The following is a 21577-nucleotide window of genomic DNA, read 5'->3' on the forward strand; positions in this document are numbered from 1 at the left end:
CCTCCTAACGCTGCTTGAGTAGGGCGGTGAGCGGGCGGAATGGTTGCAACCAGGCGCCGCCTTCTGGCAGGTTGTCGAGGTTGATGCGCGGCAGTGGCTCGCGGAAGACGCCTTCGATGTCCTCGAGGTCGACGAATTCGATGTCATCGTGTGTCACGGCCCAAGAGGCATGCTCGTGGAAGCCGAGAACGCAGACGGGCTTGCCCTCGGCTGCGATTTCTTCGAGGAGGGACTGGAAATTCTGGCCGTCGGCGGAGGCGACGATGACGCCTTCGAGTTTGTCGCGGTTGGCCTGGATGTAATCCACCATGTCTGGATCGACATCGTCGTCCTCGTGCAGCTTCGGCTTGGCAAAGACTGCGAAGCCGACGTTACGGATCGCCTCGACCCACGGGCGGATGACGTCAGCGCCGCCGGGGGTGACGTTGGTGAAGACGGCAGCTTCTGGCTGGGCGTCGTTCTGCAGAGCGATATCGACGAGCCAGCGGCCGATGGCATCAAAACGTGGGCGGTGCGCTGCAGTTGGGCGGCCACCGAGGATGGCGCCTAGCCCCATGTCCATGTTGGGGGCGTCCCAGATGAGTAGGTAGGAACCTTGCATTAGATTTTCTCCCACAGGTACTCGGTGATGACGTGGTCTTTGTCGAGGCCCTTGCCCTCGAACTTGGTGATGAGCTGGCGGTCAGTCAGCTGCGGGCACTCGGGCCATGGCCAGCCTTTGTAGCGGAGGGCGGGCTCGACGTCGACAAGCTCGTTGATCCACTCTGCGTACCCCGCGTGGTCGGTAGCGACGTGCAGAACACCGCCCTTCTTCAGGCGGGAGGAAAAGAGGTTGAGGGTGCCGGATTGGATGATGCGGCGCTTGTGGTGGCGGGCCTTCGGCCATGGGTCAGGGAAGAAGGCACGGATGCCGTCCAAGGATTCTGGCGCAAACATGCGGACCATCACCTCGATGCCGTCGCCGCGGATCATGCGGATGTTGTCGATGTCGTTGCGAACGACAGAGCCTAGGAGCTTGGCTAGGCCCGGCTTGTAGAGCTCGACGGCGATGATGTTGGTGTCCTGCTCGAGCGGTGCCATAGCGGCGGTGGAAGTGCCGGTGCCGGACCCGATTTCGACGATGGTCTTGGCGCCGGTGCGGCCGAACCAGGAATCGATGTCGAGGCGTTCGTCGGCAAGCATTGCTCCTAGGCGTGGCCAGTGCTCTTCGAAGAGGGCATTCTGGTTGTCCGTGAGTGTGCCGCGACGGAAGGTGACGTTGCCGAGGCGTGGGTAATCGAGGTCGTTGCCGAATTCAGCGTTGAAGTCGGTCTGCAGCGGGCGGCCGTGAGGCATTTCGCCGGCTGGGGAGTTTTGAGGATTATCTGCAGTATTCATTGCTCTTTATTGTTCCCTGTGCTTATGCCTCTAACAAAGTGCCGCGCCGCTTTTCGCTGGGTGGTGGAGGGAACTTTACGCGGTGGATATAACCGGGTTGAGTCTCGAGGGGGTGGATTATTCCAGACAAAGCTGCGCCCACTTCTGAACATTTCAGCCCCGTATTGGGGTGGAGTGAGGGGCTGTATGCTGTATGTCACAACGGCATACGCTTGGTTAAGTTGTGGTGAACGGCATGGTTATAACCATATTGGCTTTGAATGCCTAATTTTGACCCTAATTCGCGGCGACGTGGGGTTAATCTTGTGGTGAAAGACCCGTGGGGGACGTGTGCTCCGGCCAAGAACCCGGTAGATGTTCCTCGGCGGTAAAAATCCTCACGAACCGGACCACTAGGAGATTCTTAGATGACCGCCACCATTAAAGGCCTCGTCGGCGAGTTGCCAACGAGCAACGAAAAGCTCATTTCTTGGATTAGCGAAAGTGTTGAACTCTTCCAACCGGAGCGCGTGGTCTTCGTAGACGGCTCCCAGGAAGAAGCAGATCGTCTGGCAGGCGAGCTCGTCGAAAAGGGCACGCTCATCAAGCTGAACGAGGAAAAGCGCCCGAACTCCTACTTGGCTCGCTCTAACCCTTCCGACGTCGCGCGTGTAGAGTCCCGCACTTTCATCTGCACTGAGTCTGAGGAAGATGCGGGCCCTACGAACAACTGGGCACCGCCAGCGGCGATGAAGGAGGAGATGGCAGAGGCATTCCGCGGCTCCATGAAGGGCCGCACCATGTACGTCGTTCCTTTCTGCATGGGGCCAATCAGCGACCCAGAGCCAAAGCTGGGTGTGCAGCTGACTGACTCCGAGTACGTCGTTTTGTCCATGCGCATCATGACCCGCATGGGAGCACAGGCACTGGAGAAGATCGGTGCGGACGGCGACTTCGTGCACGCTCTGCACTCTGTCGGCGCTCCTTTGGAGGAGGGCCAGGAGGATGTGGCTTGGCCGTGCAACGAGACCAAGTACATCACCCAGTTCCCAGAGACCAAGGAAATCTGGTCCTATGGTTCCGGTTACGGCGGAAACGCCATCTTGGCCAAGAAGTGCTACGCGCTGCGCATCGCTTCTGTTATGGGCAAAGAAGAGGGCTGGATGGCTGAGCACATGCTCATCCTGAAGCTGACCAACCCAGAGGGCAAGAACTACCACGTTGCGGCGGCTTTCCCGTCTGCTTGTGGCAAGACTAACCTCGCGATGATCACCCCGACCATCCCGGGCTGGTCCGCAGAGGTTGTCGGTGATGACATCGCGTGGATGCACCTGCGCGAGGACGGCCTGTACGCCGTCAACCCGGAGAACGGCTTCTTCGGTGTGGCGCCGGGCACCAACTACGATTCCAACCCGATTGCCATGAAGACCATGGAGCCGGGCAACACCATCTTCACCAACGTTGCGCTTACCGACGACGGTGATGTCTGGTGGGAGGACATGGGCGAGGCTCCAGCCCACCTCATCGACTGGCTTGGCAATGACTGGACCCCTGAGTCCACCACCAATGCGGCACACCCGAACTCTCGCTACTGCGTTCCGATTACCCAGTGCCCAACCGCTGCACCGGAGTTCGATGACTGGAAGGGCGTCAAGATTGATGCCATCCTGTTCGGCGGCCGCCGCGCGGATACTGTCCCGCTGGTTACTCAGGCATTCAGCTGGAACCACGGCACCATGATCGGCTCCCTGCTGGCTTCTGGCCAGACTGCAGCTGCGGAGGGTAAGGTCGGCGCACTGCGCCACGACCCAATGGCTATGCTGCCGTTTATCGGCTACAACGCTGGCGACTACCTGCAGCACTGGATTGACATGGGTGAAAAGGGCGGCGAGCGTATGCCGTCCATCTTCCTGGTCAACTGGTTCCGCCGTGGCGAAGATGGCCGCTTCCTGTGGCCGGGCTTCGGTGAGAACTCCCGCGTTCTGAAATGGATTGTCGATCGCATCGAGGGCAAGGCTGAGGCTGTCGAGACCGTCGTCGGCCACACCGCTCGCGCTGAGGACATCGACATCGAGGGCCTGGACTTCGATATCGAAGATGTTCGCGAGGCGCTGGCCGTCAACGCTTCCGAATGGGCTGGAGACATGGAAGACAATACCGAGTGGCTGCACTTCCTGGGCTCCCGCGTTCCTTCCGAGGTGTGGGACGAGTTCAATGCTTTGAAGTCCCGCGTGGAAAACGCCTAATCTTCTTACTTTCCACGGTTGGCTAAGTCTAAAGCAGTTAGCTGATTGCTGAAGAGGCCGACTTCTGGACAGCTTGAGTAACTGAATTCAGGCTGTTTGGGCATCTAGGGTCTGGCTCCGATCATGCATCGGAGCCAGACCCTTTGTGTTATTTCGGGCAAATGGTAGGTCAAACAAAAGGCCTAAAAGGACAGAAGTCGATTGAGCCGCGATAAAAAGAATGGCGGTGAAACAAACTCGTACACCACGCTAACGGGCGCAACCCAATTTTCGCGGATCAGCCAACTGCATCCTTGGATAAAGCTAATGCAGCTGTAGCTATTGTTACCCACGACGACCGTGTTCGGAAACAATGTTCCCGAACGTTTGAATTGGATACATTTTGCGGGGAATCGGGCTCAACGGCGTAGCACGAGGACAAGGTTTGAGGTAAGGAACTCGCGCAGGACGGGCACCCGCGTTACCCACCACGCCCAGCTGGGGTGGTAGCGCGGGAACGTCGCTACTAGCGTCGGACCATCCACAGTGGCGCCGCCAAGTGCGGCGCCACTGCTGGTGATAGCTTCCGCCCACTTAAGGCCCTCGCGGGCAGAGACCGCGAACAGCGAAGTGCCGAAGACGTTCTTCGGCGGGTGGCCGTGGCGGCGGGTATAGCGATCGCGGGCGAAGGCGCCGCCGACGTAGTGCTCCCAGAGGCCGGTCTCGTGCCCGCCGAAGGGGCCCAGCCACACGGTGTAGCTGAGCACAACCAATCCGCCGGGCTTGGACACGCGCAGCATTTCTTCTCCCATATCCCATGGATGCGGGATATGTTCGGCCACGTTGGAGGAGTATGTGATGTCGAAGGTATCTGCAGCGAAGGGTAGCTGCGTGCCATCACCGCGCACGGCGCTCGCCAGGGCAATTCCCGCCGCGGACATTTCCCCGGCGTCCGGTTCCACGCCGAAATACTGTGCCCCGCGGCGGGCGAAGGCCTCTGCGAAATAGCCCGGGCCGCCGCCGACGTCGAGAACGCGCGCGCCGGTGAGTTGGGTGCCGGCGTCGTGGCAGAGGGCGTCGATAAGCAGTGCGGTGTCTTCGGCCAGACCGCCGTAAAAAATATCCGGCGCAGTCTGCTCAAAGCGGAAAGAACGGAGCAGGCGCCACGAACGCGCGAGCGTGGCCAAGGCACGGGTTTGTTTCATAACCCACTAGGCTAGTAGTTCGACATGAAGATTCTTTTACTGTGCTGGCGTGATTCCACCCACCCTCAAGGCGGTGGCTCGGAACGCTATCTGGAGCGCGTCGGGGAGTACCTGGCGGCGCAAGGCCACGAGGTGGTCTTCCGCACCGCGCGGCACATGAATGCTGCAAAGCGTGAGCATCGCGAAGGCGTTTTATATTCTCGCGGCGGTGCCAAGTTCAGCGTGTATCCGCGCGCGTGGCTAGCCATTTTGGCCGGGCGCTTGGGGCTTGGCGACGCCAAGAACATCGATGTCATTGTCGATACCCAGAACGGCATTCCTTTCTTCGCCAAACTGGTCTCGAAGGCGCCAACTGTTTTGCTCACCCATCATTGCCATCGCGAACAATGGCCGGTTGCGGGCCCTCTCTTGGCACGTTTGGGGTGGTTCTTGGAGTCGAAGGTTGCGCCAAGGGTTTATCGGAGCAGCCCTTATGTGACGGTCTCGCAGGCTTCCAAGCAGGATTTGGAAGAGCTGGGAATTAAAGGCGCGCACATCATCGAAAATGGTGTCGACCTACTGCCAGAACATGTGCCGACCCTGCAACGCGAGACGGCCATCCATCTGGTGACGCTCTCGCGGTTGGTTCCGCACAAGCAGATTGAACATGCGATGGACACGGTGGCAAAGATGCCTGGCGCGGTCCTCGACGTCATCGGTTCCGGCTGGTGGGAAGCGCAGCTGCGTGAGTACGCCGAGCGCATTGGAGTGGCCTCGCGGGTTCGCTTCCGCGGGCAGGTTACCGAGGACTATAAGCACGCTTTGCTTGCGCTTGCCGACGTCCACCTCATGCCCTCGCGCAAAGAAGGCTGGGGGCTGGCAGTGATGGAGGCCGCGCAGCACGGTGTGCCGACGGTGGGCTATTCCTTCGGGCTGCGCGATAGCGTCATCCCGGGCCAGACTGGCGTGCTGGTCGATACCGAGGAAGAGTTTGTGCGGGCAGTCCGCGAGCTTGTTGCGGATGCGAGTTTACGCCGTCAGTTGGGCGAGAATGCCCGTGAGCTGGCAGCACATTACTCCTGGGAGAAGACGGGGCGCGCTTTTGAGAAGTTGCTAACGCAGACCGCTCGTGCGACGGCGGGTAGCTAGAAGGCCTGGACGGACCAGCAGCCAGAGCACTAAGCAGGCCAGCGGGCTGGCCACCCAGGCGGCGGTAAGAGCCCACGGAACCTTGGGCGCGGGGGCGGGCGGCTCGGCGACGATGCGGCCGTCAACACCCACCGCGCCCACGCCGAGTTGGGCGAGCTTATCTAAGTCCTGGTCCTGCCAAGCTTGCAGCGCTGCGCGGTAGGCGGGCTGGGCTTGGTCGACTACAACGCCGTCGACGCGCAGTTCGCCGGATTCCAGTTTGTTCACGGCCTTCGAATACGGGTCGACTGCGGTGGTGCCGTCGGACAAAGTGACGAGGGAGGGGCGTTGCGGGAAGAGTGCTAGCCGGCCGTCTAGCTCTTCGACGAGCTGGTGATCAATGCCGCTGGGGCGTGGCGTGAGGACAGCTAGCTCGCGTGGAGTGTCGGGAGCCTGAAGCAGGCAGGCGAGGAGCGCCAAGGCTGCGGGGAGGTTAGGCAGGGCGCCGATACCGGCGACGTAGAGGGGTAGGGCAAGTAGCGTTAGCTTGGAGGCGTCGCGAAGCAGGCCCGCGCCGGGGACCGTTTCAATCAGCCACGCCAGTGCGCCGGGGCAAGCCCAGGAAATAAGCGCGCTGCCGAGGCCTACGGCGGCGAGGAGGAGCAGGGGGCGTCGGCAAGCGGGGGCGAGGCGGCGGGCGCCGAGCAGCGCAACAGCTGCAACCACTAGCCCTGCGAGCGCAAAGCCGTGGTGGCGGGAGTCGGGAACGGCGTCGGCGCTCCAGATGCCGCCGAGACCAAGGAGAGCGCCGACGGTGCCCACGCCAGCTTCCGCGCGAGGCGCGAATGCAGCCACCTGCGCGGCAGCCGGACCGGGAACTGCGTTGTTGGTAATCGCCGGCACCAGCCACGGCAGGCACAGCGCCACGCCACCCGCGGCGAGCTTGAAACGGCCAGTAACAAGGGCGATTAGCACGCCGAATACGCCGCCGGTGGGAGTAAGGGAACTTGCCCACAGACTCAGCCACGCGGGAATCGCGCGCTTGTGCAGGCACGCCCATGCCAGAACTGGCGCGAGCCATCCCGCAATTGCAAGGGACCAGTGCCCCAGGAGCAGGCGCTCGACGATGAAAGGATTGGCCACCGCACAAGCCATCGCAGCGGCGGCGGAAAGCGAAGTGCGGGCCCACTTCGCGGCAACGTATGCGCTAGCACTTGCGGAAGCGGTGACGAGCACGCGTGCGAACCAATCACCACCCAGCAAAGTCAGCGCGCCGTCCTGGGGCGCATTACGGGCGGGCAGCGAGCCCAGCCCAAAGTTGGAGGCGGTAAAACCGGGGTTGTGGAGTAGAACCATATCGCGCCACACCATCTCGCCGGGCAGGAAAAACGGCCAGCACACTGCCACCACGAGCAGGGTGCCCCACAGCCCTAGGCCCCAGCGCGCGGACCTGCATCGCGCGGACCTGTGGCGCGCGGGTTTAGGCGCCGGCACGGTGGCGGCGCATGTACATAAAGGCGGCATAGGCCAGCAAGATAACGCCGATGACCTTGCCTAACCAGCCGACGATGCTGAGAATCTTCACGTTGTTGATGGTCGTGCGCACCGTGTCCAAACGTTCCTTCTTGGTGGCATCGGACCAGTTCAAGCTGGCCTGGAAGAGGGAGCGGTCGACAGTGTCGTCCTCGGCAACCATCTTCTTCGCCTGGTCCTGGTCGGTGGCGAGGAAAATCTTTATGTCCTCATGAGCATCGACGATGGTGCCGGTGGTTGGTTCTACCCAGACGTCACGCGTGACCGTGTAGAAAGGCTCGAGGCTGACGTGCTCGGTGGGGTCCAGCCCGAAACGGCGCAGCGACTCCTCATCGAACATCGCCTGCGCCGGGCCGGAGCGCTGTAGCTTCTCTGGGCTCGTGCGTGTGGCTTTCTCATCGGGGGTTTGCTGCTGCAAGATGCCCAGCGAATAGGCCAAGGCAACCGGCTCAATTTCCTGGTGGAAGATGTAGGTCGGAATTGTCTCGCGCTTTTCGGTACCGGTGAAGTCGATGGGCGCTGTGGTCTGCGTCATCGGATCGAAATACGGGTAGCTGCGCTGTTCCGCCTTAGCCGGGAAGAAGTAGCTGATGCCATCGCGCGAAAAGTCGCGGCCAGCCGCAGAGATATTCAGCGGGGCGATATCAACCTGCTGTGAGCTATTGGGCCCTGCTACCGGATAAGCGGATTCGCGGTTGAGCAGTGAGTTTTCCTTGATCTCCGCGATAGTCTGGCCATTCGAGGTGACCTGGAGGAGGGAATCGGCGGAAGCCACGGCGTCGTCGGCAGTAGGCGAGGTGCGGGTGGTGCGTTTGAGCGAAACGTTCCGGTCCTCTACATAGCAATAAAGCGGCGCATCCTTGGCATCGCAGTCAGGGTTGCCGTGGGCATCCGCTGGCTTCTTGTGTTGCACAGCGCGGCTGACGTTAAGAGCCGTGCCCTGGGTAGGGGCGGTGTCGATGGTGAAGTTTAGATCATCTGGCAGCGGCCGGGCCTGATTGTTGTACAACGGCGGCAGCACAGAACCGAGGAGCAAAAAGATGATTGCCGCGACGATCACCTTCGTCATCCGCGAGCTCCAGTTAATCAGCCGCTTCATTACAGTAGAGTTCCAATCAGTTTACGTGCGCCGTGCATTATGAGGAGGAAGGAAAATTAGTGTGGCTTCCCATTCTTCCTTAAAGAGCCTACCCCGCCATATTTCTGAGTTGGATGGTATGCGAGGCTGCGCCGCTTTGGGAATTGTGGTCACGCATGTCTCCTTTCAAACGGGCACCGGTTGGGGGATTGCGGAGCGTTTCGATTACTTCGTTTCGGTGTTCTTTGCGCTGAGCGCTTTCCTGCTGTGGCGCCGGCGCGGCCTGCACAGCCCGCGGGATTATGCGTGGTCCCGCGTGGGACGCCTGGCGCCTGCGTATCTGGTGTGTGTGGTGCTGGTCTTCGCACTGCTTCCCGACGCCCATTCCGCCACCGCTACCCAGCTATTCAGCAACCTAACGGGCACGCAGATTTATGTAGTCGACGGTTTGGCGCCGGGGCTTACGCAACTGTGGTCGCTGTGTGTGGAGTTCGCGTTTTATCTGGTGCTGCCGCTGCTGGCGGCGGTGATGCGCGGATGGTCGCGGCGGCGCAGGGTGTGGGCCATTGCTGTGGCGGCGGTGCTGAGCTGGGGCTGGGGCTTTGTTCCCTTCGTGGCTGATTACGCCAAGGGGGACGTGAATTCGCAGATTTGGCCGCCGGCGTATGCCTCGTGGTTTGCAGTCGGGATGCTGCTAGCTGAAGCAGAAACTGTGCGCGGGCAGTTTCCAGGGTGGCTAAAACGTGCGCCGCGGATGCGGTGGGCGTGGTGGCTGGTGGCGTGTGGTTGCCTGTGGCTGGCTAGCCGCGAGTGGTTTGGCCCGCGGGGTTTGGCGCATCCGGAGCCAGGGGAGTTCGCGCGACGCATCATGGTGGGCGCGGTCTTTGCGGTGTGCGTGATGGCGCCTGTGGCTTTGGCCCCACGGGAGTCTTCGCTGCTGAGCAGCCAGTGGGGGCAGGCTTTGGGGCGTTGGTCCTACTCGCTGTTTTTGTGGCACGTTGCGGTGTTGTCGGTGGTCTTTCCATTGCTGGGAGTGCCGCTGTTTTCGGGCAAGGTCATGGACTTCTGCGTGGTCTTCGCGGTGACGGTGGCGGGCAGCCTGCTGGTTTCGGCCGCTAGCTACGCCGTGGTGGAAGAACCCGGCAAGCGGTTGGTTGGTCAGTTCGCGCGGCGGCTGGGCCACAGGACGCAGGCTAGCGAGGCCGCGCACAAGCAGGTCACGAGGACCGAATCGCCGGCATAGCTGCCGCTGGCCCACGGAGCGCGGGCAAGCATGGTCCCGGCCGCCGCCGTCAGGGCGGCGGCTAAAGGAGCAGCGCCTAGCGACGTCCATTTCAACACCACCCACGCAGCAACACCCGCGAGTACGGCGGGCAGGCCGAGCAGGCTGAGCGTACCCAGGCCGCATACTGCAGCGAGAGTGTGGGCACCGCGGCCATCGGCTGGCTGCCACGGCGCGGTGGGGCGGCGGCGAAGAGAAAGCAGGCAGCCAGCCACGGTCAGCAAGGCCAGCGCGCCGCCCAAGCCAAGCGCGGCCTTATAGGTGCGCGCTGCGGCAAAGCTCATGCGGAAGCTACCGCTGGCACCAGCGGGAATGACAAAAGCCTGGAGGGAAGCGTTGATCTCTCGCGGCGCGAGGTCGATGCTGCCGGCCTCCGAATCGAGGTGGCCCTGCAGGCCGGGGTTAAACGCATTGCCGGTGATAAGCAGCCGGTCCTGCCCCGTGGCTTCGATGGTGCCGGAGGTTCGTTTGCTGTCGGCGGCCGGTGACCAGCCCACCTCGCGCAGGCTGATCCATCCGCCGGTGCTGCGCACGCGGTGGGTGCCGGAGCGGAGGGGGAGGTGCGCGCCGGGGTTATAACGCACGCCGTCGATAAGCACGGGCTTGCGGGCATCCAGCTCCAACCGCATGGTGCGGGGCACCGTGAAGTCACGGATGAGGATACGGGTGTCCTGAGCTAGCTGCTGGAAGAAGAACTGGTGGACGTCTGGGGAAGTCGCCGGAACGGTGACCACGCGCTCGATGGGGGAGCCCACGACCTGCGCGTTGGCGATGCCCACGCGCTCGGAAAGATCGATGCGGATGCTGCGGGTATCCCCACCCGGCACGCGCACTTCGCGGGAGCGGTAGGGCTTGAGTTTAACCTTGACCTTCGCGCTTCCCGAGCGCACGGTGACCTCGGTGTGGGCAGTGGCCATGAGCTTGACCACCGGCGCGTGCCACGCCGGCGTATTCGGGTCCTTGTTTAGCTCCAGCCAGCCGGTATCGCCGGGGGCGGGCCACCAGGCGGTGGAATTTTCGCCGTCAACAGCAGCGGTGCGCGAGCGCGCGGGATTGGCGCCGCCGAAGGCATCGGCGTCGGCAGCCGAGGAAGAAGCGCGGACTGTGCCGCCGTGCGAAACCACCTTTGTCAGCGGCCCGGCGGAGGGGTAGTCGCGCAGGCGGTTATTCACCGTCGAGGGATCTCCCTCGGCCAAAGGCGCGGAGATGGGCCCGTCGAGGGTGCCGTAGTTGCGGTCGGTCAGCGTGGGCGTATCGGTGACGATGTCGGCGTCACGATCGACGAGCTCGTAGGCAGGAGCCGAATCGTCACCATGGGCATCCAGGAAGGCCAGGGACTCCCCGCCGCCGGCCACGCGGACGGGATTGGCGGAGGTCAGCGTGCCTACGGCATCGTCGGCATGCGGGAGGATGATGACCTCCACCTCGTCATCAGGGCCGAAAGAGTGGACCTGCCCGCCGTAGGAGGAAGCATCGCGCCAGGCCGCCAGCTGGGAGTCATCGCGGCCGTTCGCGCCCTCTGTAGAGACTAAGTCGTGGCGCAGCAGCACCGCACCGATGCCGAGGCGGCGCAGCGCGGCGCTACCGGTGGCGGGATCTTCGTGGAGGGCTGCCACCACGCCGTCGAGTCCGCGGATGGCCTCGGGCGGGACGAGGGGGATGGCGTCGCGGACGGCCCACGGGACGTCGAGAAGCGGCTGTGCCGGCTCATCGCGTGTCCAACCCCAGTCCTGGCGTGCGAAAGAAGCCTCGGGGAACAGCAGCGTGCGCGTGCCCTGGGCATGGGTGTTGAGGAAGTCCACGGCCTCGTGCCAGTACTCCGGGACCTTTTCGTAGGCGCCCTTGGGAAGTAGACGCCCAGTCCACGCGGGCGAGAAGGACGCGCAGGCAATGGCGGCCACCAGCACCGCCACCGCTTGGCGACGCCCCGGCCGCAACCACTCGTCCCGCACCCGCGGCAGGGGCAGGGCGGAGGTTGCCACGGCGAAACCGAGCAGCAGTGGGATGCGCACGAGCGGATCGAACTTGTGGAGGTTTCTTAGCGCGGCAAGCGGGCCGTCGAGCGCGTTGAGATACCAGGCGGCGTGGGTGCCGAGGATAGCGATGCCCACGCAGGCCATGACCGGCCAGACTCGCGGCAGTCGTGCTAGGCCGTAGAGGCCAATTGCTGCCACCGTCATGGTGACCAGTACGAAGAAAGGCTGGGTGGCCAGTGCATATCCGGCCGCGCGCTCCGTGTCGACGAAGGGTGCCCAGCTGGTGGTGCCGCGGAGAATTTCCGGCAGGTTTAGCCAGCGGGTGGTGACATAGGAAGACTCGATGAACTCAGTAAATGGCGGGGCGTAGCGCCCCAGGACCAAAAGCGGCACTATCCACCACAAAGAAACCGCCGCGCAGCCGGCCAGCCACACAAGGCCGGGACGCCAGGCTCGGCGGTACAAAAGCACCACCACTGCCGGAACACACGCAGCGAGGGTAGCGGTGGCATTGACCGCGCCCATCGCTGCCACCGGCAAAACTGCTGCCGCGGCGCAGCGCCACGTTAGCTCCCGGCGCAAGAAAGGCAGGATGACCCATGGCGCCAGCATGACCGGCCAGGTCTCCGAGGAAATTGCGCCTATCGTAGTCAGCGCGCGGGGCGAAAGCGCGTAAAGCAGGGCCGCAAGAAAAGGCCAGACGGGCGAAAACTCCCGCCTAAGGCCCTCCCGCCTAAGGTCTCTGAACTGCGGAGGAAGAGACGCATAAATCAGCCGGTGGAAGCCCCAAAAGCCCACGCCTAGGACGAGCAACCACCACAAGCGCTGAGCTACCCAATCCGGCAGCGGCGAGGTAAGAAGAAAAAACGGGCCCTGCGGGAAAAGATAACCATAAGCCTGGTTCTGTAACTGGCCGAGCGTAAAGACCTCGGTATAGGCGCTGGTCGCCCCGCGTAGAAAGCCCAGGGGGTTAGCGGTGAGATCGTGCTTGGTATCCGCCGCAACCAAGCCAAAGGGCTGGGTAAATACAAAAACAGCGAGAGCTAAAAGCCCGCCTATGCGCCAGCGGGACTGCGCATTCATTAGTTCCTAGAGCCGTACTCCGGGCCGCCCATTACGGCATCAGAAGCGGAAACTGCACCGTCCGACGGAACTGCATCAGCATTAGAAAACTGCGCGATGCCGATGATGGTGATGACGCCGAGGGCGATGCCCACGACGGTGCTGCCCACGGCGGGGCCGAGGGTGCGCTTGTTGAGGGAGTCCGTCTCGAGTGCCATAAACCCACATCCTAGCAGCTACCTGCTAGAAATTTAGCTATCTTCTTCCTCCGCGTCGTCGTCCAGCTCGGGCGGAACAATAAAGACCGGAAGGCCAGCGTTACGCACGATGTGCTCGGCCGTGGAGTTGGTCCACCAGCCGCGGAAGCCGCTGAGCGCGCGGGTGCCGGTGACGATGATATCGACGTCGAGTTCTTGCGCGGCGTCGACAATAGCGGAGGCAATCGTGGTCACCGACTCCACCAAGTGGGCGCGGCCGGAAAGGCCCAGGTTTTCTGCAACCTCGACTCCTTGCCTACAAATCCGCAGCGCTTCCTCATAGGCCGGATCATCTTCCACCGCTTCCGGCGCCACCGTGGACTGGTGCATGCCAGTACGGCTGACCGCACGCGCTGCCTGACGGGCCATCGGCTCCCACGCCGTCAAAATCTCGACGTGGCGCGGGCGCAGCAGGCGGGCTGCGTGCTCCATCGCGCGGGCTGCCCGAGTGGAGCCGTCGTAAGCAATCAACATCGTCTCACCGTTACTCATGGATGCCATACTAACCCCCTACGCGGGCATGTCGCTGGAAATCGTGCACACTGGAAGGCATGGAACTTTCCCCGTCCCCGATGTTCTCGGCCCGCACTGCGGCTGCCGCTGTCCTCACGCTTGGGCTTGGGTTTTGCTTGGCTTCCTGCGATAGCGAGCAGCCGGAAAGCACGCAGGAGCCCGCGGCGTCGAGCTCGGCGCCTGGTGCGGCGTCGGCAAGCGCGGCGCCGAGTACAACCCCCAGCGAGGAAGCGCCTGTGCCCGTGGACCGCCGCCAGCTGGCCGCATCGGTGCTCATGCCGCCCGCGGTGAACTACGACGACGCGCTGGCCAAACTGCAGGCCGGCGCCGGCGGAATCTTCATCCCCAGCTGGGCAGACCCGGCGCTGCTCAGCGAGCCAGAACGCGACATTAACGCCCTGCGTGCGGCAGTGGGCCGCGATTTCCAAGTCTCTATTGATTTCGAAGGCGGGCGTGTACAGCGCTTTTCTGAAATCCTCGGCGAGCATCCTGCACCTGCGCAGATGGCCGCCGAGCATAGCCCAGAAGAAGTCGAGCAGATGGGTGCCGAGATCGGGCGCGTACTGAAAGAACATGGCATCAACGTGGACTTCGCGCCGGTTCTCGACGTCGATGGTGGCGAACTCGAAGTAGTAGGCGACCGTTCCTTTTCCACCGACCCCAAGCTGGCCGGTGAGTACGGCGCGGCTTTTGCCCGCGGCCTGGAATCGGCGGGAGTAAAGGCTGTGTTCAAGCACTTCCCAGGTCACGGCCGCGCTTCCGGCGACACCCATCTCGGCGAGGCCGTGACTCCGCCGCTGGAGGAGCTTTACGGACACGAGTTTGTGCCTTTCCAGGAGGCGATCCCGGCGGCTCCTGCGGCGGGACTCATGATGGGGCACCTCGTTGTGCCGGGGCTGGGCGACGGGCAAACCCCCGCCTCCATCAATCCCGCGGCATACCAGCTTGCGCGCGAGCAGCTGCACTATGGCGGGCCCATCTACACCGATGACATCGGCGGCATGGCCTCTATCGCAAACACCATGAACGTCCCGCAGGCGGTGGTGGCTGCGCTGGCTAGCGGCGCGGATATGCCACTGTGGTCCACGGATGCTGAATTCCCCGCGGCCGTCGATGCGGTGGTAGCAGCACTCGATGACGGCACGCTCACCGATGCGCAGCTGCAAGCCTCCGCCCAGCGGCTTACGGGTGGAAAATTGCCCGAATAGTAAGAGCTGATCAGTACCTTACTAGGAAAGTTTCAGCTTGAACGATAGTCTTTAAGGCGTGAAAAAGGCAGTAGGAAAGCAAACTGGCAAAGGCTGGCGCATCACACTTGGTGTGATTGTCGGCTTTCTCCTCATCGCAGGCATCGCCTACGGGTGGGATGTAATTGCGAATCAGGGCAAGGTCCCGCGCGCGACGTCGGTTGGCGGCGTCGACATTTCCGGAATGGAGCGCACCGCAGCGGTTGAAAAGCTGGAGCGGGAGCTTGGCGACGTCGAGACCAAGCCTGTCTCGGTCACCTCTGGAGAAAAGTCATCCCAGCTGGTGCCGAATGAATCCGGCTTATTTTTGAACTATCAAAAGGCCGTGGACGGTATCCCTGATGCTTCCTATAATCCGTTTAGCCGCCTGTACAGCTTCGTGAAATCCACCAAGGAAATCCCGGTGACCGTGGACGTTGATGCAGCGGCTTTGGACAGCAATTTGGAACGGGTAAAGAAGGAACTTTCCTTCGAGCCGAAGGACGGCATGCTGGAGCTAAACAACGGCGGTCTGAAGGCAACTAAGCCGGTCCTTGGCCAGACCGTGGATGATGCGGATCTGAAGAAGTCGGTGAAGGAGAACTGGTTGGACCCAGCCGGCGTTGAGGTGGCTCCTGTTGTTGTGGAGCCGGCGATTAACGACGACGCGATTGAAGCAATGCGCACCGGTGACGTCGCGAAGGCTTTGGATAACCCGCTGACCTTGAACGGTGAGAACAATGTCTCCGGCACGCTGCGCAAGGATGAGATCGCGCAGTTTGTTTCCATCGAGGCAAAAGACGGCAAGCTGGAACTGAAGGTGGATACCCCGAAGGCGCAGCAGTTGTTTGAAGAGCACATGGATGGCTCGCAGGTGCCAGGCCAGAATGCCAAGATTTCCTTCAGCGGCAGCAAGATGAACGTGACTCCTTCGGTCGATGGCTCGATTATCGACTGGGAGAAGACCATGAAGGATTTCGACAAGCGCGTTAAGGGCGACGAGCGCACCTGGGATGCGGACTACAAGCCGGATCCGGCGGAGTACACCACGGAAATGGCGGAGAAGGCAACCTTCAACGACACTGTTTCTGAGTTTTCTACCGGTGGCTTTTCGGGCGCTTCGGGTGAGAACATCCGCCGCGTGGCGGAGGAAGTAAACGGCGCTGTTGTCAGCCCGGGCGAGACTTTCTCTCTTAACGGCTACACCGGCCCGCGCGGTACTGCGCAGGGCTATGTGGAATCCGGCATCATTATTGATGGCCACTCCGGTACTGCAGTGGGCGGCGGCATCTCGCAGTTCGCCACCACGTTGTACAACGCTGCCTACTTCGCTGGCATGGAAGATGTGGCGCACACGCCGCACTCATACTACATCTCACGCTACCCGGCGGGCCGTGAGGCTACCGTGTACGAGGGTGCTATCGACCTGCAGTTTAAGAACACCACGAACACCCCGGTCCGCATTGAGACCAGCTTCGGTGGCGGCAAGATCACCGTCCGCTTCAAGGGCGTGAAGACCTACAACGTGGAGTCTGTCAACAACGGTCGCTGGGCCACTACCCAGCCAACCCGTATGTCGGTGGGTGAGGATTGCTCGCCGTCGTCAGGCGCGCCGGGCTTTACTACCTCGGATACCCGCATTATTAAGGACCTCTCCGGCCGCGAGATTTCGCGCGAAACCACCACCACGGTCTACGACCCGCAGCCCATCGTCTCCTGCGGTTAGGTCATGGCTCGGCCGATGCACACCGCGGTGAAGGACCCGGCGGACGTCGATCAGCTGGCCCAGCACCCGATTGCCTTTCGCCGCGTGGCCGGCCTTTTCGCAGCCCACCGCGGCACGCTGCTTGTGGTGGTAGCGCTCATCATCGCGACCTCTGGGCTGACGGTGGTGCAGCCTTTCTTGGTGCGCCGCACCGTGGATGAGGCCATTCCCAACCACGACACCGCACTGCTTCTGTGGTTGGTTGGCGGCATGCTGGCCATCACCGTGGTCTCCCAAGCCATTGGCGTTATCCAGTCCTTTTTATCCGCGCGGGTGGGGCACACCATCATGCACGAGCTGCGCACGCAGGTCTTTGCCAACCTGCAGCGCCAATCGCTGCAGTTCTTCACCAATAACCGCGGCGGCGAAATCCAGTCCCGCCTGACCAATGACATCGCGGCGATGCGCGGCATGGTGACCACAACCGCGACATCCGTGGCCAGCAACCTCACCATGACTGTGGCTACGTTGGTGGCGATGGTGGCGCTTTCGCCTACCCTCTCGCTTTTGTCCCTGGTGGTACTGCCGCCTGCAGTGTGGCTGACCCGCCGCGCCGCCGTTCTGCGCCGCAGCCTCATGGAGAAAAACAGCCGCGCGCAGGCGACGCTGCAGCAGACCATTTCGGAGAACCTGTCCGTGTCCGGCATGCGCCTGGCGGCCACGCTGGGTGCGCAGGAGCGCGTCTATGACGGCTTTGAGAAAACCTCCCGCTCCCTCATCCGTTTGGAGCTGGAATCGCAGTTGGCCGGGCGCTGGCGCATGGCGCTGACGCAAATCATCTTCGGCGTGATGCCGGCCCTGATTTACCTGGCGGCCGGCTTGCGCCCGGGCATTACGATTGGCACGCTCATCGCCTTTTCCACCCTGCAGACCCAGATCTTCCGTCCCATTACCGGCCTGCTCAACGTGGGCGCGCAGTGGGTGGCGTCGATGGCGCTGTTTAGCCGCATCTTCGAGTACCTGGACCTGGAGCCCGAACTCACCGAGGCCACCCAGCCCGCCCAGCTTGCCGACGCCTCCCTCACCCTCCAGCACGTCTCCTACCGCTACCCCGGCACCGACACCGACGCGCTTTCCGACGTCTCCCTTTCCATCCCCGCCCACACCACCACCGCGCTAGTGGGGCATACCGGGTCCGGCAAGTCCACGGTGGCCGCACTTTTTGCGCGCCTTGCCGATCCGACCGAAGGCACCGTGCACCTGGGCGGGGTCGACCTGCGCGATATTCCACCTGAGCAGCGCGCGGAGGTCATTGGCGTGGTCTCCCAGGAGACCTACCTGATTCACGGCACGGTGCGGGAGAACCTCCTCTTCGCGCAGCCGAATGCGAGTGAGGAACAGATGTGGGCGGCGCTTAACGCCGCGCGCGTGGACGAGGTCATCGCCGCGCTGCCGGAAGGTCTGGACACAGTGGTGGGCTCGCGCGGCTACCGCTTCTCCGGCGGTGAGCAGCAGCGCCTTTCGCTTGCCCGCACGTTGCTGCGCCAACCACGGGTGCTCATCTTGGATGAGGCCACCTCCGCCCTCGACAACGAGACGGAGCGCGCCATCCAGGAGGCAGTGCTTGGCGCGGATGCTACCCGCTTGGTCATCGCCCACCGCCTGTCCACTATCCGCGATGCCGACCAGATCATCGTCCTCGACGCCGGCCGCGTGGCCGAGCGCGGCACCCACGCTGAGCTGCTGGCCCGCGACGGCGCTTATGCGGCGCTCCTTCGTGCCGCGAAAACTACTGGTGATCGTTCTTAGAGAGCCCCGCCAAGAAACCTAGGGATGCTAGCTTTCTATCTGGAGTTTGTTAAAGACCGAGAAAATATATGGCTTCGGGATTGTCCTGAGGTACCTTCTTGCCGCGCCCCAGTGGTTGCCCATGAAGATTCACGTCTACCTGGCGATATTGACAGTGTTAATGGTTGTGCTGGTGGTTGCATGGCGCTCTTGGTAAGCGTTTCGCAGTGAGATAGTTGCCACCAATGTGCCTGGGCAAGGCTGCTAGAGCCCCCGTAAGGGGGCGGTGAGGTCGATATCACTCAAAGTGGAATGGCAGCTACCAATACCGCAGTTTAACTGCGAATATAATTATTATCTGTGCGGGGGGGGGGGCGATTACTTGAGAGGGCTAGCTGGTTTTATGGGAAGCGGGCATTTGTTCGATATCGCATTTCTTCTTCTAGGTATAGGGTCTAGCTATGTAATCCACAGGCTACCGTTACTTAGGCTAGGGGCCCGGGTAGGTGCCTTACCTTCTTGGGAACGTCGCTCTATGTGGGTGAAAGATTCTTAGTGATGGGCCGGGCCATGGTGTGTAAACCGTGGGGAGTGGATTGCGTACAGCTGATGAGGCGCGGTGTCTCATTACACAACTCATGTAAAGGACCTGTTTCCGTGAACAAGATCTCTCGTACCGCTCGTTCGGTCACTTTCGCAGCAGTCGTAGGCCTCTCCCTGGGGATCTCCGCTCCGGGCGCCCTGGCTCAGGACGATACCGCCGCCGATGCTTCGGCGACTACCACTTCTGAGGCTCCCGCGGGCACCTCCGTTAACCCGGCCAACATCGACTTTTCCAAGAAGGGCTCCATCACCCTCTACAAGAAGAAGGGTGCCGAGTCTGGTAATGCAGCTACCGGCCAGGAGATGGAAGGCGTACAGGGTGAGCCGCTCGCTGGTGTGACCTACAAGATCACCAAGCTGAACTACGACCTGCAGAATGGCGACTGGTCTAAGTTCCCGAAGACGGCTGCCGATGCCAAGGGCCACGAGACTGAAGAAACTTTCGAGACGACCACCGGTGACGACGGCAAGGTGGCTTTCGAGAACCTGGATCTTGGCATCTACCTCGTTGAGGAGACCGATGCTCCTGCCGGCATCGTGTCTGGTGCTCCGTTCATCGTGTCGGTGCCGATGGTCAATGAGGCCTCCGATGCGTGGAACTACAATGTCGTGGCCTACCCAAAGAACACCGAGACCAAGACTGAGAAGACCGTCAAGGATGCAGATAAGCACATCCAGGATGGTTACACCTACACCATTAACGCTTACGCCCCGACCTGGGGCGAGGGCAAGAGCCTGACTGCTTTCCGCTTCGAAGACCAGCTGGATAAGCGCCTGGACTTCCAGAAGGTTACCGAGGTCAAGGCTGGCGACACTGTTCTGGAAACCGGTGACTACGAGGTCAACACTCCGGCTGACAACAGCAACAAGCTCATCGTCAAGCTGACTGACCAGGGCCTGACCAAGGTTGAGTCCGGCGACAAGATGTCCCTGACCTTCGAGGTCAAGCGCAAGGAGGTTGGCGACACCACTGAGCTGAAGAACCAGGCTGACGTCATCTTCAACAACCCGAATACCGGTAAAGAGGTCAAGAACAAGACCAACGAGGTCGTGACCTACCACGGCAAGCTGAAGGTTGTGAAGAAGGACGGCAAGGAGGCCGGTAAGGTCCTGCAGGGTGCGGAGTTTGAGCTCTACCGATGTGCCTCCGCGCAGGATAAGCTCGAGAACCCGCTGAGGGTAAACGGTGCGAACAAGTGGACTACCGGCGCTGACGGTACCTTTACAATCGACGGCCTGCACGTCACCGACTTCGAGGACAGCAAGGAGGTTGCTCCGGCAACCAAGAAGTTCTGTCTGAAGGAGACCAAGGCTCCGGCTGGTTATGCACTGCCGGAGAAGAACGTTACCGAGATTGACTTCACCCGCGAGAATATCGCGAAGACTGGTGAGCTCAACGGTGACGACAAGATTACCCTCGTGTCTGAGATCGACAACATCAAGCAGGACACCCCGAACCTGCCGATGACTGGTGGTGCCGGTGTCGGAATCCTGGCCGCTATTGGTGCAGCCATCGTCGCAGCTGGTGCATGGTTCGCTCGCCGTACCGCGCGCAACTAATAGCCGGGCGTAGTTCCGGTGGCGCAGACTGTCCATGGTGGTCTGCGCTGCGGGTCGGGTAGCCAAGGTAGGCAGCCCGACCCAATGAGGGGACTGGACTAGGCGTAGATTCCGGTCCCTATCTTTCTCTTTCGTTGTAATCCCGGTCGCGCTGCGCTAGCGCGTGGGCATTGTTTTGGGTGGTGCGGGTCGTTGACTTCGGTGGTAGGCCAGGAAATGGGCCGGCGGCACAGGCGCCGTGGAGGCTTAGCTCTTCCGGCGGTAATCGTTGTCGTCGGGTTGTTGGTGATGCTGTACCCAGTGGTCTCGACCGCCTGGAACAACTGGAATGCCTCACAGGTGGCGCAAGAGTATGCGCGACTGGACAAAGAGACACCGGCGCAGGTGCAGGACTCCGTATGGGATGCTGCGCATGCGTACAACGAGGAGCAGACTTCGGGTCCGATCTTGGATCCGTGGCTGAACCGTATCGGTGTGGATAATCCCGATTATGAGGCTTACCTGGAACAGTTGGGTGAGACCGAAGCGATGGCTCGCCTTGTCTTCCCAGCCGTAGACGTTGATCTGCCGGTGTTTCATGGCACCGCGGATAAGACACTGCAGCGTGGACTAGGACATTTATATGGCTCTGATTTGCCGGTAGGCGGACCAGGAACTCATTCCGTCATCACGGGGCATACGGGCCTGGCGAATTCAACGATGTTTGATCACCTCGACTCTGCCACCGAGGGAGATGTGTTCTACATCCAGGTTGCTGGCCACAAATTGAAGTACGTCGTCGACAGCATTCAAGTGGTTCTGCCGAGTGAAGTTGATGGCCTACGGCCAGTCGCCGATCAGGACTACGTCACGCTGATTACGTGCACTCCGTACGGGATCAACACGCATCGCTTGCTGGTGCGTGGCCATCAGGTTCCTATGGAGCCGGGGGAGGAGTCGGTATTTGAAGGCTCCCACGGCCCGGGTTGGCAATGGTGGATGTACGCACTGTTGGCTGCGGTGATTGTCATTGGTTGCTGGCTGGTGTGGTGGCTGCGACGGCAGAAGGCGGCCGGAGCGCAAGAAATTATTGGTGAAGAAAGTAGCGTGCGGGAGTAAGGC

Annotated in this window: 16 protein-coding genes; 8 read left to right on the forward strand and 8 right to left on the reverse strand. The window is 61.8% G+C overall.

Annotated features, from left to right (window positions below; genetic code table 11):
- Window positions 1-4: 4 nt before the first annotated feature.
- Window positions 5-601 (reverse strand): NYN domain-containing protein, encoded by a 597-nt coding sequence (locus HMPREF3169_RS00730; protein ID WP_062043147.1) that lies wholly within the window; start codon window positions 599-601, stop codon window positions 5-7.
- Window positions 601-1377: a tRNA (guanosine(46)-N7)-methyltransferase TrmB gene (gene trmB / locus HMPREF3169_RS00735; protein ID WP_070455349.1), complete on the reverse strand. Its 777-nt coding sequence runs from the start codon at window positions 1375-1377 to the stop codon at window positions 601-603. The genes HMPREF3169_RS00730 and trmB overlap by 1 nt, the downstream gene beginning before the upstream one ends.
- A 407-nt stretch (window positions 1378-1784) precedes the next feature.
- On the opposite strand from trmB, the gene HMPREF3169_RS00740 reads away from it, so the two are divergent.
- Window positions 1785-3602 (forward strand): phosphoenolpyruvate carboxykinase (GTP), encoded by a 1818-nt coding sequence (locus tag HMPREF3169_RS00740; protein ID WP_070455351.1) that lies wholly within the window; start codon window positions 1785-1787, stop codon window positions 3600-3602.
- Window positions 3603-4000: 398 nt separating this feature from the next.
- On the opposite strand, the gene HMPREF3169_RS00745 is transcribed toward HMPREF3169_RS00740, so the two are convergent.
- On the reverse strand, window positions 4001-4786 hold the full coding sequence (locus HMPREF3169_RS00745; protein WP_070433127.1) for a class I SAM-dependent methyltransferase: 786 nt from the start codon (window positions 4784-4786) through the stop codon (window positions 4001-4003).
- A gap of 24 nt (window positions 4787-4810) precedes the next feature.
- Here HMPREF3169_RS00745 and HMPREF3169_RS00750 point away from each other — a divergent pair, with 24 nt between their 5' ends.
- Window positions 4811-5914: a glycosyltransferase family 4 protein gene (locus HMPREF3169_RS00750; protein ID WP_061924992.1), complete on the forward strand. Its 1104-nt coding sequence runs from the start codon at window positions 4811-4813 to the stop codon at window positions 5912-5914.
- On the opposite strand, the gene HMPREF3169_RS00755 is transcribed toward HMPREF3169_RS00750, so the two are convergent.
- Window positions 5879-7300, reverse strand: coding sequence for an MmpA family trehalose lipid delivery protein (locus tag HMPREF3169_RS00755; protein WP_246815568.1), 1422 nt, complete (start codon window positions 7298-7300; stop codon window positions 5879-5881). The genes HMPREF3169_RS00750 and HMPREF3169_RS00755 overlap by 36 nt on opposite strands.
- A 73-nt stretch (window positions 7301-7373) precedes the next feature.
- Entirely contained in the window at window positions 7374-8525 is a 1152-nt protein-coding gene (locus tag HMPREF3169_RS00760; protein WP_070433128.1) for a PorA family protein, read from the reverse strand.
- Between the two features lie 61 nt (window positions 8526-8586).
- On the opposite strand from HMPREF3169_RS00760, the gene HMPREF3169_RS00765 reads away from it, so the two are divergent.
- Window positions 8587-9747: an acyltransferase family protein gene (locus tag HMPREF3169_RS00765; protein WP_305763936.1), complete on the forward strand. Its 1161-nt coding sequence runs from the start codon at window positions 8587-8589 to the stop codon at window positions 9745-9747.
- Here HMPREF3169_RS00765 and HMPREF3169_RS00770 read toward each other — a convergent pair.
- Genes HMPREF3169_RS00770 through HMPREF3169_RS00780 form a run of 3 tightly spaced genes read right to left on the reverse strand, consistent with a single transcriptional unit; the run spans window position 9663 to window position 13573 of the window.
- On the reverse strand, window positions 9663-12845 hold the full coding sequence (locus HMPREF3169_RS00770) for an alpha-(1->3)-arabinofuranosyltransferase domain-containing protein (protein ID WP_070455352.1): 3183 nt from the start codon (window positions 12843-12845) through the stop codon (window positions 9663-9665). The genes HMPREF3169_RS00765 and HMPREF3169_RS00770 overlap by 85 nt on opposite strands.
- Entirely contained in the window at window positions 12845-13042 is a 198-nt protein-coding gene (locus HMPREF3169_RS00775) for a DUF2613 domain-containing protein (RefSeq protein WP_061924980.1), read from the reverse strand. Before HMPREF3169_RS00775 ends, HMPREF3169_RS00770 begins: the two co-directional genes overlap by 1 nt.
- A 33-nt stretch (window positions 13043-13075) precedes the next feature.
- On the reverse strand, window positions 13076-13573 hold the full coding sequence (locus HMPREF3169_RS00780; protein ID WP_061925158.1) for a universal stress protein: 498 nt from the start codon (window positions 13571-13573) through the stop codon (window positions 13076-13078).
- A 59-nt stretch (window positions 13574-13632) separates the two neighbouring features.
- Here HMPREF3169_RS00780 and HMPREF3169_RS00785 point away from each other — a divergent pair, with 59 nt between their 5' ends.
- From HMPREF3169_RS00785 to HMPREF3169_RS00805, 5 genes are all read left to right on the forward strand, one after another.
- A complete protein-coding gene (locus HMPREF3169_RS00785) occupies window positions 13633-14802 on the forward strand; it encodes a glycoside hydrolase family 3 N-terminal domain-containing protein (RefSeq protein WP_246815569.1) in 1170 nt (389 codons plus the stop codon).
- 58 nt (window positions 14803-14860) lie between these two features.
- Window positions 14861-16546, forward strand: a complete 1686-nt coding sequence (locus HMPREF3169_RS00790; RefSeq protein ID WP_210385658.1) for a VanW family protein — start codon at window positions 14861-14863, stop codon at window positions 16544-16546.
- 3 nt (window positions 16547-16549) lie between these two features.
- Window positions 16550-18334, forward strand: coding sequence for an ABC transporter ATP-binding protein (locus HMPREF3169_RS00795; protein ID WP_070433132.1), 1785 nt, complete (start codon window positions 16550-16552; stop codon window positions 18332-18334).
- A gap of 636 nt (window positions 18335-18970) precedes the next feature.
- Window positions 18971-20476, forward strand: coding sequence for a SpaH/EbpB family LPXTG-anchored major pilin (locus tag HMPREF3169_RS00800; protein ID WP_070455355.1), 1506 nt, complete (start codon window positions 18971-18973; stop codon window positions 20474-20476).
- A gap of 216 nt (window positions 20477-20692) precedes the next feature.
- Complete coding sequence (locus HMPREF3169_RS00805) at window positions 20693-21574, forward strand: class C sortase (protein ID WP_070455357.1); 882 nt, start codon at window positions 20693-20695, stop codon at window positions 21572-21574.
- The last annotated feature ends 3 nt before the right edge of the window (window positions 21575-21577 follow it).

Origin of the sequence: Corynebacterium sp. HMSC08C04, from assembly GCF_001807495.1 — a bacterium.
Lineage (GTDB): Bacteria > Actinomycetota > Actinomycetes > Mycobacteriales > Mycobacteriaceae > Corynebacterium > Corynebacterium simulans.

Excerpts from the sequence above, each read along its gene's own strand:
- HMPREF3169_RS00730 (WP_062043147.1), bottom strand. The coding sequence starts at position 601 with ATGCAAGGTTCCTACCTACTCATCTGGGACGCCCCCAACATGGACATG.
- trmB (WP_070455349.1), bottom strand. The coding sequence starts at position 1,377 with ATGAATACTGCAGATAATCCTCAAAACTCCCCAGCCGGCGAAATGCCT.
- HMPREF3169_RS00740 (WP_070455351.1), top strand. The coding sequence starts at position 1,785 with ATGACCGCCACCATTAAAGGCCTCGTCGGCGAGTTGCCAACGAGCAAC.
- HMPREF3169_RS00745 (WP_070433127.1), bottom strand. The coding sequence starts at position 4,786 with ATGAAACAAACCCGTGCCTTGGCCACGCTCGCGCGTTCGTGGCGCCTG.
- HMPREF3169_RS00750 (WP_061924992.1), top strand. The coding sequence starts at position 4,811 with ATGAAGATTCTTTTACTGTGCTGGCGTGATTCCACCCACCCTCAAGGC.
- HMPREF3169_RS00760 (WP_070433128.1), bottom strand. The coding sequence starts at position 8,525 with ATGAAGCGGCTGATTAACTGGAGCTCGCGGATGACGAAGGTGATCGTC.
- HMPREF3169_RS00770 (WP_070455352.1), bottom strand. The coding sequence starts at position 12,845 with ATGAATGCGCAGTCCCGCTGGCGCATAGGCGGGCTTTTAGCTCTCGCT.
- HMPREF3169_RS00775 (WP_061924980.1), bottom strand. The coding sequence starts at position 13,042 with ATGGCACTCGAGACGGACTCCCTCAACAAGCGCACCCTCGGCCCCGCC.
- HMPREF3169_RS00780 (WP_061925158.1), bottom strand. The coding sequence starts at position 13,573 with ATGAGTAACGGTGAGACGATGTTGATTGCTTACGACGGCTCCACTCGG.
- HMPREF3169_RS00785 (WP_246815569.1), top strand. The coding sequence starts at position 13,633 with ATGGAACTTTCCCCGTCCCCGATGTTCTCGGCCCGCACTGCGGCTGCC.
- HMPREF3169_RS00795 (WP_070433132.1), top strand. The coding sequence starts at position 16,550 with ATGGCTCGGCCGATGCACACCGCGGTGAAGGACCCGGCGGACGTCGAT.
- HMPREF3169_RS00805 (WP_070455357.1), top strand. The coding sequence starts at position 20,693 with ATGGGCCGGCGGCACAGGCGCCGTGGAGGCTTAGCTCTTCCGGCGGTA.